Source organism: Butyricimonas hominis (assembly GCF_014287455.1).
GTDB classification, from domain to species: Bacteria; Bacteroidota; Bacteroidia; order Bacteroidales; family Marinifilaceae; genus Butyricimonas; species Butyricimonas muris.
The window spans coordinates 348470-361611 of the sequence record NZ_JACOOH010000006.1 but is presented as its reverse complement, the minus strand read 5'-3'; the positions used below and the strand labels follow the sequence as shown (position 1 = coordinate 361611).

Sequence of the window (13142 nt, the reverse complement as noted above, 5' to 3'; positions counted from 1 at the left end):
ATGAATAAAACACAAGGAAAAGTTCATAGTATTATTTCCAATCTTGTACTTGTGCGCACCGAGGGACCGGTATCCCAGAACGAGATCTGTTTTATCCGGCTCGGGGACGAGCGGTTAATGGCGGAGGTCATCAAGGTGGTTGGGGATATTGCTTATGTGCAGGTTTTTGAAAGTACCCGGGGATTGAAGCCCGGTTCTTTAGTGGAGTTCGAGGATCACATGTTGGAGGTAACATTGGGACCGGGCTTGCTATCCAAGAATTTTGACGGTCTTCAGAACGATTTGGACAAGATGACCGGGGTGTTCTTGAAACGTGGTGAGTACACGAACCCGTTGGAGGCAGATAAGAAATGGAGTTTTACCCCACTGGCAAAAGTCGGTGATAAGGTGAAGGCTGCCGACTGGTTGGGTAACGTGAAAGAGAACTGGTTGGATCACAAGATAATGGTGCCTTTCAAACTGAAGGGCGAGTTTACCGTGGCATCTATCGTGGGTGCCGGGGAGTACACGATCATGGACACGATAGCTGTGTTGAAAGACGAGGCAGGCAAAGAGGTGCCCGTGAGTATGATACAAAAATGGCCGGTGAAGGTAGCTATCCGTAATTACGTGGACAAGCCGCGTCCGTCACGTCAGATGGAGACGGGAGTACGTGTTATCGACACGATGAACCCGATTCTGGAGGGTGGTACCGGATTTATTCCCGGTCCGTTCGGTACGGGAAAGACCGTGTTACAGCATGCTCTTTCGCGTTTTGCCGATGCCGATATTATTATCATGGCTGCCTGTGGCGAGCGTGCGAACGAGGTGGTGGAAATCTTCACGGAGTTCCCCGAACTGGAAGACCCCCGTTCCGGTCGTAAGTTGTACGAGAGAACGACGATTATTGCTAATACCTCGAATATGCCCGTTGCTGCCCGTGAGGCTTCTGTTTACACGGCAATGACGATCGGGGAGTATTACCGTTCCATGGGTATGAAGGTGTTGTTGCTTGCCGACTCTACTTCCCGTTGGGCTCAGGCTTTGCGTGAGATGTCCAACCGTATGGAGGAGTTGCCGGGACAGGATGCTTTCCCGATGGACTTGTCTGCAATTATTTCTAACTTCTACGCTCGTGCCGGGATGGTGTACTTGAATAACGGTAAGACGGGTTCCGTGACTTTTATCGGTACGGTGTCGCCTGCCGGTGGTAACTTGAAAGAGCCGGTGACGGAGTCCACGAAGAAGGTGGCTCGTTGTTTCTATGCTCTGTCGCAGGCTCGTGCCGATGCTAAACGTTACCCGGCTATCGATACGTTGGAGTCTTATTCCAAGTATCTGGAGTACCCGGAATTCGTGGAGTTTGCCAAGAAGAATATTTCCGACACGTGGATCGACGGAGTGAATGAGGCCCGTAATATTTTGGTACGGGGACGGGAGACAGCCGAACAGATCGACATTTTGGGAGATGACGGTGTGCCATTGGAATATCACGTGGTATACTGGAAATCCGAGTTGATTGACTTCGTGATCTTGCAGCAGGATGCTTTTGACAACATTGACGGCTCTACTTCAATGGAACGCCAGAAGTATATGTTGGAAATGGTGTTGGGTGTGGTTCGCTCCGAGTTTAATTTTGACACGTTCGAGGAGGTTAATCCTTACTTTAAACGGATCATTAATGGATTCAAGCAGATGAACTATTCCGAATTCCAATCCGATGCCTTCAAGAAGTATGAGGCTGAGGTGAAGGAGATTATTGACGAGAGAAAAAAGAAATGAGATAATTGTAAATTTTAAATTTTAAATTGTAAATTGAAAGAAGAGCAATCTAAAATTTAAAATCTAAAATCTAAAATTGTATGACGACTGCTTTTCAAAAAGTTTATACAAAGATTACCCAGATCACGAAGGCAACGTGTACGTTGAATGCTCAAGGCGTCGGAAATGACGAATTGGCTATTGTAGACGGGCGGTTGGCACAGGTCGTGAAGATTTGGGGTAATGATATAACCCTTCAGGTGTTCTCCGGAACGGAGGGTATCCCGACGAATGCAGAAGTGACATTCTTGGGGAAGGCTCCGACTTTAAGGGTTGGAGATGATTTGTGCGGACGTTTCTTCAATGCTTTCGGCGACCCGATTGACGGGGGGCCGGCAGTTGACGGGGAGGAACGAGAGATTGGAGGTCCTTCCGTGAACCCGGTTCGACGTAAACAACCGTCGGAATTGATTGCAACGGGTATCGCGGGTATCGATTTGAACAACACGTTGGTGTCCGGACAGAAAATTCCGTTCTTTGCCGATCCGGATCAACCGTATAACCAAGTAATGGCGAACGTGGCATTGAGAGCCCAGACGGATCGTATTATCTTGGGAGGTATGGGATTGACGAATGACGACTATCTGTATTTCAAGAATCTGTTCGATAATGCCGGAGTGCTTGACCGTATTGTCAGTTTCGTGAATACGACGGAGGCTCCCCCGGTGGAGCGTTTGTTGGTTCCGGATATGGCATTGACGGCTGCCGAGTATTTCGCCGTGGAGAAGAACGAGAAGGTATTGGTATTGTTGACGGATATGACGTTGTACGCCGATGCTTTGAGTATCGTGTCTAACCGTATGGATCAAATCCCGTCGAAGGATTCCATGCCGGGTTCTCTATACTCGGATTTGGCGAAGATTTACGAGAAAGCGGTGCAGTTCCCTGCCGGAGGTTCTATCACGATTATTGCCGTGACCACGTTGTCCGGTGGTGATATTACACACGCTATTCCGGATAACACGGGGTACATTACCGAGGGACAGTTATTCTTGCGTAAGGATTCGGAGATCGGTAAGGTTATCGTTGATCCGTTCCGAAGTTTGTCTCGTTTGAAACAGCTCGTGATCGGTAAGAAAACCCGTAAGGATCACCCGCAAGTGATGAATGCCGCCATCCGTCTGTATGCCGATGCAGCCAATGCCCGCACGAAGATGGAGAACGGTTTTGACCTGACGGACTATGACCGCCGTACCCTTGATTTCGCGAAAGAGTATTCGAACAACCTACTTGCCATTGACGTAAACATCAGTGTCGAGCAGATGCTGGATACAGCGTGGGAGCTGTTCCGGAAATACTTTAACAAGGCGGAATTGGGAATTAAGGCGGAGATTATCGAACAATTTGGAAAATTTTCAGAATGAAAATTTTCTTGATTTTAAATTTTAGATTTTAGATTTTAAATTGAGTGATGAATAGCGCTGAGTTTCAAAATAAGACGAAGAAGTTAGGTTTAGGGGTAATTCGTTTCGTGGAAGTACTTCCACAGAATTATGCTTCACGAGTGATTATAAATCAGATTCTTCGTTGCGCTTTGTCGGTTGGTGCTAATTATCGGGCAGTATGTCGAGCGAAATCGGATAAGGATTTTATCCATAAAATGAAAATTGTTGAAGAGGAATGTGATGAAACAATTTATTGGTTGGAAATTATTGAGGAATCTGGCTTGGCTAAAGTGGAACCGATCGCTCCTTTGAGAAAAGAAGCAAGGGAAATCTTGGCTATGATAGTAGCTTCGATTAATACTGTAAGTAAAAATTTAAAATCTAAGCAGTCTGAAATTTAAAATCTAAAATTTAAAATCTAAAATTAAAAAACTGGTAAGGTGATAAAGTTTCAATATAATAAAACTTCGCTTCAGGGGCTGGATAAGCAGTTGAAGATGAGAGTACGGGCATTGCCTACCATCAAAAACAAGGAGTCGGCTTTGCGGTCGGAGGTGAAGAAAGCGAAACAGGTGGCGGATGAGTTTAGTGTGAAGTTGGAGGAGACGCTGAATTCGCTCAACGATATGCTGCAGCTTTATGACGAGTACAAGGAAGATATTCTCGTCGTGAAGGATGTAAGGATGTCGGTGAAGAAGATTGCCGGGGTGAAGACGCCCGTTCTGGACGGGGTGGACTACGAGGTGAAGGATTTCAGCTTGTTCAACCAACCGGGATGGCTCCTTGACGGAGTTGAATACATCAAGAAAGTGGTGAGTATCGCTTTGGAGAGAGAGTTTTTCGCGAGAAAAATGGAGTTGCTCGATAAGGCGAGAAAGAAGACCACCCAAAAGGTGAACTTGTACGAGAAGGTGCAGATACCGGGTTATCAGGAAGCTATTCGTAAGATTAAGCGTTTTCTTGAGGACGAGGAAAATCTGTCCAAGTCGTCGCAGAAGATCGTGAAAACCCGTAAATTGATGGAGGAATAGTCTATGATAGTACCTATGATGAAATTATCCCTGTTGATATTTTACAAGGAATATCAGACGTTTCTCGGGGAGCTCCGGGAAAAGGGAATGGTTCATATTCACGAGAATACGGAACGATCGGCAGAAGATACGGATCTTCAGGCTAAGTTGATGTTGATTAAACGTGCCGGAGAGATGATCACGCATATGCAGAGTCGGAACGATGTGGAGCAGATCGAGAAGGTAAAGGCTGACGACGAGCATTTGCTGGAATATCTGGAAGGTTTGTATAACAGACAGGAACAAATCGACCAGCAATTGGTCGGGTTGGAGAAAGACTATGCCGCTTATCGTCCGTGGGGACAGTTCTCCCGGGAGAAGATTCAGAAGTTGGAAGCCGCTGGGTGGGAATTTCATTTTTTTTCCGTGGCGGAACAGAAGTTTCAACCGGAATGGGAAGCGACGTATGATGCTGTTGTCATTAGCGAGATGATGGGGCAAAAGTATTTTGTCACGGTTACTCCCGCCGGGATGAAGGTGGAATTGGAAGCGGATCCCTATATATTCCCTCAAGCAACCCAAGATGAGTTAAAAAAACAGATCAAAGGGCTACGGGAGGAATCGGTAAAGATCGGCGAAGAGTTGGATGCGATTTCCCAAGATGCGATTGCACGCTTGAAGAAGTATCGTTTACAGATCACGGAGATGGCGGATAAATTGAAAGTGGAGGATGCCGTGCAGACGTTCGTGGACGAAAAGGTGATTGCATTGGAAGGATGGATTCCCGTCGAGAAGGAAGCAGAGATGAGAAGTTTCCTCGAAACGAAGGATGTGTATTTCGAGTTTACCAGACCTACACCCGAGGATGATGTTCCCGTGCAGTTGAAGAATAGCGCCTATTCAAGATTATTTGAGCCGGTAACGAAGATGTTTGCTTTGCCGCAATACAAGGAATTGGATTTGACCCCCTTCCTTGCTCCGTTTTTTATGCTGTTCTTCGGAATGTGTATGGGAGATGGCGGATACGGGTTGATTATCTGGTTGGTGTGCTTTATCATCGGGCGAAAGGCTTCTCCTGCGATAAAAGGATACCTCGTGTTGGGGCAGTATCTGGGACTCATGACGGTTGTTGTCGGGTTATTAACGGGTTCGTTCTTCGGTATTGCTCTGGATAGCGTGGAATGGCCTTGGCTTGCCGGTGTGAAATCGTTGTTCCTGACAGAAGCGAACTATGGTAAATATTTGGGAGGTTATAATCCGATGATGATTATCGCTGTTGCCGTGGGTATTATTCAGATTCTTTACGGAATGTGTTTGAATGCCGCTCGGTTGACGAAACAATTCGGGTTTAAGTACGCGGTTTCCACGTTAGGTTGGGTCGGTGCAATTATCTTGTTGGGAGTGTTGATCGGGTTGCCGATGTTGAAGGTGGTGATTCCGGAGGTTTTGAAGTACGTGTTGTACGTGCTTTTGGGACTCTGTGCGCTCACGATCTACTTCTACAACTCTCCGGGAAAGGGAGTTTTCACGAATTTCGGCTCCGGGTTGTGGGGAACGTACAACATGGCTACCGGATTGCTGGGGGACACGCTTTCCTATATCCGTCTTTTCGCTATCGGGTTGACGGGTAGTATTTTGGGAGGAGTGTTCAACACGTTGGCATTCCAACTCACGGACGGTCTACCTGCCGTTGTAAAATTTATTGCGGTATTTCTGATCTTGATTATTGGTCACTCGATTAACTTCGGTTTGTGTATGATCAGTTCGTTCGTGCACCCGATGCGTTTGACTTTCGTGGAGTTCTACAAGAATGCCGGATTTGAAGGTGGCGGTAAGCAATACGAGCCGTTCAGAAAAAAAGTAAATGATTAAAAACAAAGATTATAAAAATAACAAATTAAATAGATTAGAATTATGGAACCAATTTTATTAGCTTATTTAGGTATTGCGTTGATGGTGGCATTATCAGGTATCGGTAGTGCTTACGGGGTTACTATTTGCGGTAATGCAGCCGTGGGGGCGTTGAAGAAAAATCCGACCGCTTCCGGTCAGTATATCGGTTTGTCCGCCTTACCTTCTTCACAAGGTTTGTACGGATTCGTGGGATACTTCCTGTTGAGTAGCTTCTTGACGAACGTGGATATGGGTTGGGGACCTGCTTCAGCTATTTTCGGTGCCGGGTTAGGTCTTGGTTTGGTGGCATTCTTCTCTGCTATCCGTCAGGCTCAAGTATGTGCCAACGGTATCGTGGCTATCGGTAGCGGTTATAACGTATTCGGTACTACTATGGTGTTGGCCGTGTTCCCGGAGTTGTATGCTATCTTGGGATTGTTGGTGTTGATCTTGATCACGGGGTTGATTCCTGCATAAGTATCAAAGTATAGATTTTAATTATATCTGAAAAACGGGGACTTCGTGTGTAAGTCCCCGTTTTATTATTTCATGATAACAAAATGTGATTTTTTAACGTATCATCATTATTGAAATATAAATGTTGAATAATGATGATTCGGATAAAACGTTACGGCTTGATTCTACTTTTCATGTGGTTGGGAGTGGAAACACATGCCGTCGAGATAAAGAAGAAGTTGTTGTATGACCGGCATACTTTGTCGGACACGTATAAGTACGGGAAGCAGGAGCGACGTTTCCAGTGGGATAAGATTTCGGCATTTTTGGATTCACTCGTGACGTTTCAAGAGCGGAATGACGGGTATGGCGTGTTAAGGAATTATAAAAATCAGAATGGTGAAGCCCCTTTGACAGAAAAATATATAACCAATAAATACAAGCAGATTAGGGATACGTTCGGGGTAAATCGTTATCAAGGGATTCCTTTGTACAGCTTAGGTAACGTGAAAGTTCCATTCCGTTACGGTCGGGACGGGGCTTACGTTTCCGTGATCAGCGATAGTGCCGATTATTTCCAGATTATCCCGGCTACTTTCGGTGGCGTGTGGCACGTGCCTAAAAAATACATGAAGCTGATAGGTCCTCTTTCAATTAAAAAAGTTATATTTGTTGACCGAACGAACCAGAACATAGCAACTTTGGAACAGGATGGAACCACGTGGTTGGTGCGGAGTATGAATCCGATTACAACGGGAGCTAACAGACCGCCTTATCAACAGCCGACACCCCCGGGAATTTATTTCATTCAAAAGAAATTGTCGGAGATGTTGTTCTTGAAGGACGGGTCGGCGGAAGAAGGAGGGTTTGCACCATACGCTATCCGGTTTACAGGGGGAGCTTATTTACACGGGGTACCGGTGAATTACCCTCACAACGAGTTGATAGAGTTCAGTTGGTCGCTCGGGACAACGCCAAGGTCGCACATGTGCGTGAGAAATGCCACGTCACATGCCAAGTTCATGTATGATTGGGCAGAGGTGGAGAAGACATTGGTGATCGTGTTTGATTAATGTAAATGATAGTTATGCGTGTATTTTTGACGCTTTTTTTTGTCGGGATTATTTGTTGGATGGCGCAACCGGGTGTTGCGGCTGAAAGGCATTTGCCCGTGAATAGCAAAACGCTTTATCACGAGATCGGTTTGGAGGGTATCGTGGATTATGCTCTTTTTGAACGAGCGATTGCCGGGTATAATCAAACGGATTCATTGGCGAAGGATATTCTCACTTTGATTGATTTCTCGAAACCTTCTACCGAGAAGCGTTTGTACGTGGTTAATCTGAAATTGAAGAAGTTACTCTACGTGTCATACGTGTCGCACGGGAGAAACAGCGGGGAAAAGTACGCTACTTCATTTTCCAATAAAGAGGGTTCTTACAAGAGTTCGTTGGGTTTCTATCGGACGGAAAATACTTATTACGGGAAGAACGGGTATTCCTTGATTCTTGACGGATTGGAAAAAGGAATAAATGATAACGCGAAAGAACGGGCTATCGTGATGCATGGGGCTGCCTATGCTGATCCGTCCACTATTCGGTCGTGCGGTCGATTGGGACGCAGCTTGGGATGTCCGGCTTTACCGCTGACGGTGTGTAAAAAGATTATTGACACGATAAAGGGTGGAACTCTTTTATATATTCATGGGGATGACAAGACTTATGCCGAGCGAACCGCTTTTGCCGGGGATACGGATAGGAAAATTTTTTAAATATTGGATATGATAACTTACGCTATACTTATTGTCACGGTGGTGGTATCAATAGCTTGTTTTAGCAATGATTCGTTATTTAACAAGCTGTCATATTCGCCTTACCGTATGATACACTCTAAGGAGTGGTACCGTATTATTTCTCACGGGTTTGTACACGCGGATTGGGTGCATTTGTTCGTGAATATGTTCACGTTTCTTTCTTTCGGTCAGTACGTGGAGAGTGCTTTCGGGTATTTGGGCTTTAGCGGGGGGAGTTTTTTACTCCTGTACTTCGGTGGAATGATAGCGGCTTCTCTATATGATTTGTGGAAATACCGGGATAATCGATATTATACTTCTATCGGGGCTTCGGGGGCGGTATCGGCAGTGTTGTTTACCGCCATATTCTTGAATCCTTGGGATAAGATTTATTTATTCGCCGCGATTCCTATTCCCGGTATCGTGTTCGGTTTCGTTTATTTATGGTATTGCCAGTACATGGCGAAGCGGGGCGGGGATAATATCAATCACAATGCCCATTTCTACGGGGCGGTGTATGGTTTTATTTTCCCGATATTACTGGAACCCGGGTTATTGCAGATATTTATACAGCAACTTTTAAGGCACTAATCCGTTTTTAGAGAATAAAATTCTCTATATTTGTAACTCAAGTGCAAAAAATGGGATATGCGAGTGAGTGACCAAGAGATTTGCGAGTTGCTGAAAGAGCGGAAGATAGGTGGAATGGAGCTTCTCTTTAAAGAATACTACAAGCCGCTAGTGGTTTGGGCAGCTACTTTTTTGCACGATACTCAGCGTTCGGAGGATGTGGTACAGGATTTTTTCGTTAAATTGTGGGAGAAGTCGTTTGCGGATAAGTTACAGCCTGATACACTGAAATCATATTTGTTTACTTCCGTGCGTAACTTGGCTTTGAACCAGCTCGATAGAATAGATCCGTTAAGGCGGGCTTGTGACGTGGCACGTTACGAGAGTCCTTGGGAAGAATATGATAGTTTCGAGGACGAGGTTTTCCAGCGGGTGGAAACGGAAATCGGGAAGTTGCCGCCCAGAACACAAGAGATTATTCGAAGCGTGTATTTGAAGGGAATGAAATATAAAGAGGTGGCGGATGAATTGGGAATTTCGGTTTCGACAGTAAATTCTCTTCTGGTAAAAGCGTTAAAAAAACTCAGGCAAACAACTGAAAAAGAGGGCGATATTGCGGTGTGTTTATTTTTTCTTGAAAAAAGATTATTGGAAATCACGTGAGTTCCATATCTTAATAGTAGGTAATAGCATGGAAGACACGTGGATATCTTATTGAATTTCCGTGTTAATGTCTTATTATACAAGGTGTTTAGCCGGTATAAAGATGCTCCCGAGCGGCTTTACACCGGCTTTGTACCGGCTTTGAAGCGAGAATAATCCCTATTCTCCACGGGATATGCATGGGATTACAACGGATAGTGTTTATAAATAAATCTTCTAAATTATTTGGTCTGAATGATTATTCCTATACTCTTTCGGAGATATGTGCTTTATTTTCTTGAAGATACGATTAAAATGCGGGACATCGTTAAATCCTACGGTGTAGCATATCTCCGATACTTGCTTTCGCGAGTGCTTCAGTAGTTCGCAGGCGGTATTTAAACGGTATTGAGTAACGAATTGCGAAAAAGTCATCCCTTTGCATCGTTTGAAGTAGGAACAAAATGCCGAACGGTTCATCCCCACTTCCGTGGCAATGTCATCCAAAGAAATAGCATGGACATAGTGTGCCATCACGTAGGTGCAGATTTGTTGCATCCGCCGCACGTCCCGCTCGATGCGCATTGGTTTGCCCGCGAACGTGTGGTCAGATGTGGTAAAGATGATGGGTAACAAGCGCATCATCTCGCTTAAGCGTCCCAACTCGTCCATATCGTTCATTTCAGATAATATTTCGCGTATGATGCGGGAGCTTTCAGGGCCGAATTTTAGAGCATCGGTCGGAAACGTGATGCCTGCCAGTCGATTCCGTAATTCCGGGAATACTTCTATGCAACGCTCCACTAGCGAATGGCTGAAAGCTACCATCAGATAGCGTATACACCCGTCATCGTCCGCTGAATTTGGCGCGTATTCCCAACGGTGAAGCATAGACGGGGGGATTAATGCCACGTCGCCCGCCGCGAAGGGCTGTAGCGTATCGCCTGCCATCCGATTGCCTTGCCCGTGAACGACGTAGTACAATTCCCATGCATCGTGCTGATGTAGTTTTGCTTCGATATTTATTTTGACTCGTTGGTCTATGAAGAAAAACGAGTGATTCTCCACATCGGGTAATTCGTAAGGAATGACGGTATCTTCCATAAAAGAAGGTTTAAAATCTATCTTGTTGCAAATATTCAACAAATATACGAGATAATATGACAAATATGCAACAATAAAGTAATGTAATTTTGCCATTGAAAAACAATAAATGTAACTTAAAACATATCGTTATGGATTTTTATCAGGTATTAGAAAGAAGAAGAACTATCCGAGATTTTTCTGATAAGGAAGTTTCGAATGAAGTGTTGGAAAAGATTTTGTCGGCAGCTTTCAAGGCTCCTACTAACGACCATTTGCGCCAGTTCGAGTTCGTCGTTGTAAGAGGACCAGAAAATATTGCCCGGCTCGTGTCGCCGGTGGTGGAAAATACCCAACGTATTCAGCAGACGGGATTGGAAGCGGCGGCAAATGTAATGGATGAGGATGAACACGCGATGTTTGTCGATGCCCTACCCAAACAGCAACGAATGCTTATACAAAGTGATTGCCTCGTCCTGCCGTTTTTCCGGCAGAAGGATTACCCTCTATGCAAGCCGGCAGACCAAAGTTCGCTCAATTATTTTGCCTCCGCTTGGGCTGCAGTTGAAAATATTTTGCTGGCGGCAACGGCAGAAGGACTGGCGTGCGCGTTCCGTATTCCTATCGGTAATGAACCGCAGCACGTGAAGCTACTTGTCAATGCTCCCGAAGAATACGAGTTTACCTGCTTCCTCGCCATCGGTTATCCCGCTGAAAATGCACATATCTGTAAACAAAAGGAAATCAACATCGAGGATAGAATACATCGCAATGTTTGGTAGTAAGTATTCGTTATGAATAAGATGAGGTTTGTGTCAAATTTTGGGGTGTTTATAAAGTTATTTGGCTGTCTGTGTCATTTGGTTGATGACAAGAGGAGAGGAGGATATTTTTGTATCGTTGATTTAAAAATAGAAAATGATGAGAATAGAAATACGATGCAAAAGTTTGGTGGGCATGATGAATTTCCGGAGAGAACAGGGAGTTGTGCCGGTGAAGATAGGGAACAAAGTCCTTTTAAACTCCTTTCAAACTCCTTTCAAAGACCTTCCCGAAGGTCTTTGAAAGGAAAATATTAAGAATGTAAAAAGGGATAAATAGATAATTACTTGCTTATCTCTTTATTTGTGGAAGGCGATTTCTGTCGGTCGAGGAGGAAATAGAAGAAAATATTTGAGAAAAATGATTTTTGTAATGTGTTGATTTCGAGTGTGTATTTTTGTGTGAATTATTTTTCTTTGAAAAAAGTTTATTTTCGAGTCAATGATTTTTGTTCTTGAACTGTATTATAGTTGAAGAATATCACGACTATGATGGAGCAAAACGAAATAGATGAAAAATTACTCTTGTATCTCTTGGACGAAGCGGATGAAATCGTTCGTGAAGACGTGGAGATATGGTTAGCCGAGAGTGAGCGTAACCGGGAGTATTTTAGGGAGTTCCAGCGAGTGCACTTGGCTTTGGAGTGGAGCGTATATGCTCGTGAGGTACAACCGGATTTCAATACTTTCCGTCGGAAATTGAAAAAGAATTTGAATATACGTGTTTGGTATAGCGTGGCGGCTGTATTGGTTTTAGCGTTGAGTGTGGGAGGTGTTCTTTTCTGGCGCACGACGGAAGTTCCGGTACAAATGGCACGGGAAATATCGATTCAACCGGGAAAGCCTCAGGCAATACTGGTATTATCCTCGGGTGAAAAGGTCGAGATGGGAATGGAAACCCGACAATTGGAGGAACGGGATGGAACTTCAGTGCGAGTGAATGAAACGGGTAGTATTTCTTATCAAGCTGTTCGAGAGGATGAAACTTTGGAAAAAGATGCGGAGAAAGTGATGAATCGTTTGTTGATTCCACGGGGGGGAGAGTTTAATTTGACATTGTCAGACGGAACGCGGGTGTGGTTGAATGCCGAAACGGAATTGCTTTACCCGGTACGGTTTAATGGAATGCAGCGGGTGGTTTATTTGAAAGGAGAGGCATATTTCGATGTGGCAAAGAATAAAGAGATGCCCTTTATCGTACAGATGGAAGATGATGTGGCAGTCAGAGTCTATGGTACGGAATTTAACGTGAATACCTATGATGGGGTGGAGACTGTTCTTGTGACAGGTTCCGTGAGTATGAATCAAGGTGGAAAAGAGGTGTTGTTAAAACCAAATCAAAAAGGTATATTTGATAAGTCAAAAGATGGGATAAAGGTCGAAGATGTCGATGTACTGCCGTACGTGGCATGGAAAGACGGAGATTTTATCTTCCGGAACGAATCTTTGGGTTCGATTATGGATAAGTTGAGTAGATGGTACGGTTTGGATGTGTTCTATCAAAACGGAGGTTTGCGTGATGTGCATTTATCCGGTAATTTGAAACGATATAAGGATGTACAGGAGTTGTTCCGTTCTTTCGAGAAGATATCGGACGCTCGCTTTAAAGTGAAAGGAAATACAGTATTTATAAGTAAGTTGTAATAAAAAAAGATGAAGATGTTTCCCCATCTTCACCTTTTAAAAGTTA

14 protein-coding genes are annotated in these 13142 nt (G+C 44.5%); 13 read left to right on the top strand and 1 reads right to left on the bottom strand.

Annotation, left to right across the window (positions count from 1 at the left end; all coding sequences use genetic code 11):
- The 10 genes from H8S64_RS14965 (at position 1) to H8S64_RS14920 (ending at position 9569) form a co-directional block, all read left to right on the top strand.
- Complete coding sequence (locus H8S64_RS14965; protein ID WP_186977062.1) at positions 1-1761, top strand: V-type ATP synthase subunit A; 1761 nt, start codon at positions 1-3, stop codon at positions 1759-1761.
- A gap of 80 nt (positions 1762-1841) precedes the next feature.
- Positions 1842-3164 (top strand): V-type ATP synthase subunit B, encoded by a 1323-nt coding sequence (locus H8S64_RS14960; protein WP_186977061.1) that lies wholly within the window; start codon positions 1842-1844, stop codon positions 3162-3164.
- Between the two features lie 47 nt (positions 3165-3211).
- Positions 3212-3586 (top strand): four helix bundle protein, encoded by a 375-nt coding sequence (locus H8S64_RS14955; RefSeq protein WP_186977059.1) that lies wholly within the window; start codon positions 3212-3214, stop codon positions 3584-3586.
- Between the two features lie 39 nt (positions 3587-3625).
- Positions 3626-4216, top strand: a complete 591-nt coding sequence (locus H8S64_RS14950; RefSeq protein ID WP_099290740.1) for a V-type ATP synthase subunit D — start codon at positions 3626-3628, stop codon at positions 4214-4216.
- 15 nt (positions 4217-4231) lie between these two features.
- Positions 4232-6067 (top strand): V-type ATP synthase subunit I, encoded by a 1836-nt coding sequence (locus tag H8S64_RS14945; RefSeq protein WP_186977057.1) that lies wholly within the window; start codon positions 4232-4234, stop codon positions 6065-6067.
- Positions 6068-6109: 42 nt separating this feature from the next.
- The gene (locus tag H8S64_RS14940; RefSeq protein ID WP_065218712.1) at positions 6110-6565 is read left to right on the top strand and encodes an ATP synthase subunit C-like protein; all 456 of its coding nucleotides are present in this window, start codon (positions 6110-6112) and stop codon (positions 6563-6565) included.
- 131 nt (positions 6566-6696) lie between these two features.
- A complete protein-coding gene (locus H8S64_RS14935) occupies positions 6697-7617 on the top strand; it encodes a L,D-transpeptidase (RefSeq protein WP_227217665.1) in 921 nt (306 codons plus the stop codon).
- A gap of 59 nt (positions 7618-7676) precedes the next feature.
- A complete protein-coding gene (locus H8S64_RS14930; RefSeq protein WP_255469564.1) occupies positions 7677-8315 on the top strand; it encodes a murein L,D-transpeptidase catalytic domain family protein in 639 nt (212 codons plus the stop codon).
- A gap of 9 nt (positions 8316-8324) precedes the next feature.
- Positions 8325-8927, top strand: a complete 603-nt coding sequence (locus H8S64_RS14925) for a rhomboid family intramembrane serine protease (RefSeq protein WP_099290737.1) — start codon at positions 8325-8327, stop codon at positions 8925-8927.
- A gap of 57 nt (positions 8928-8984) precedes the next feature.
- Complete coding sequence (locus H8S64_RS14920) at positions 8985-9569, top strand: sigma-70 family RNA polymerase sigma factor (RefSeq protein WP_186977053.1); 585 nt, start codon at positions 8985-8987, stop codon at positions 9567-9569.
- A gap of 216 nt (positions 9570-9785) precedes the next feature.
- On the opposite strand, the gene H8S64_RS14915 is transcribed toward H8S64_RS14920, so the two are convergent.
- Positions 9786-10652, bottom strand: a complete 867-nt coding sequence (locus tag H8S64_RS14915; protein ID WP_186977051.1) for an AraC family transcriptional regulator — start codon at positions 10650-10652, stop codon at positions 9786-9788.
- Positions 10653-10783: 131 nt separating this feature from the next.
- On the opposite strand from H8S64_RS14915, the gene H8S64_RS14910 reads away from it, so the two are divergent.
- The 3 genes from H8S64_RS14910 (at position 10784) to H8S64_RS14900 (ending at position 13096) form a co-directional block, all read left to right on the top strand.
- Complete coding sequence (locus tag H8S64_RS14910) at positions 10784-11413, top strand: nitroreductase family protein (RefSeq protein ID WP_186977049.1); 630 nt, start codon at positions 10784-10786, stop codon at positions 11411-11413.
- Positions 11414-11425: 12 nt separating this feature from the next.
- Entirely contained in the window at positions 11426-11710 is a 285-nt protein-coding gene (locus tag H8S64_RS14905; protein ID WP_186977047.1) for a hypothetical protein, read from the top strand.
- 231 nt (positions 11711-11941) lie between these two features.
- A complete protein-coding gene (locus tag H8S64_RS14900; protein WP_099290735.1) occupies positions 11942-13096 on the top strand; it encodes a FecR family protein in 1155 nt (384 codons plus the stop codon).
- The last annotated feature ends 46 nt before the right edge of the window (positions 13097-13142 follow it).

Coding starts and splice junctions, on each gene's coding strand:
- H8S64_RS14915 (WP_186977051.1), bottom strand. CDS start 10,652: ATGGAAGATACCGTCATTCCTTACGAATTACCCGATGTGGAGAATCAC.
- H8S64_RS14910 (WP_186977049.1), top strand. CDS start 10,784: ATGGATTTTTATCAGGTATTAGAAAGAAGAAGAACTATCCGAGATTTT.
- H8S64_RS14905 (WP_186977047.1), top strand. CDS start 11,426: ATGAATAAGATGAGGTTTGTGTCAAATTTTGGGGTGTTTATAAAGTTA.
- H8S64_RS14940 (WP_065218712.1), top strand. CDS start 6,110: ATGGAACCAATTTTATTAGCTTATTTAGGTATTGCGTTGATGGTGGCA.
- H8S64_RS14900 (WP_099290735.1), top strand. CDS start 11,942: ATGATGGAGCAAAACGAAATAGATGAAAAATTACTCTTGTATCTCTTG.
- H8S64_RS14960 (WP_186977061.1), top strand. CDS start 1,842: ATGACGACTGCTTTTCAAAAAGTTTATACAAAGATTACCCAGATCACG.
- H8S64_RS14935 (WP_227217665.1), top strand. CDS start 6,697: ATGATGATTCGGATAAAACGTTACGGCTTGATTCTACTTTTCATGTGG.
- H8S64_RS14925 (WP_099290737.1), top strand. CDS start 8,325: ATGATAACTTACGCTATACTTATTGTCACGGTGGTGGTATCAATAGCT.
- H8S64_RS14955 (WP_186977059.1), top strand. CDS start 3,212: ATGAATAGCGCTGAGTTTCAAAATAAGACGAAGAAGTTAGGTTTAGGG.
- H8S64_RS14945 (WP_186977057.1), top strand. CDS start 4,232: ATGATGAAATTATCCCTGTTGATATTTTACAAGGAATATCAGACGTTT.
- H8S64_RS14965 (WP_186977062.1), top strand. CDS start 1: ATGAATAAAACACAAGGAAAAGTTCATAGTATTATTTCCAATCTTGTA.
- H8S64_RS14920 (WP_186977053.1), top strand. CDS start 8,985: ATGCGAGTGAGTGACCAAGAGATTTGCGAGTTGCTGAAAGAGCGGAAG.
- H8S64_RS14930 (WP_255469564.1), top strand. CDS start 7,677: ATGGCGCAACCGGGTGTTGCGGCTGAAAGGCATTTGCCCGTGAATAGC.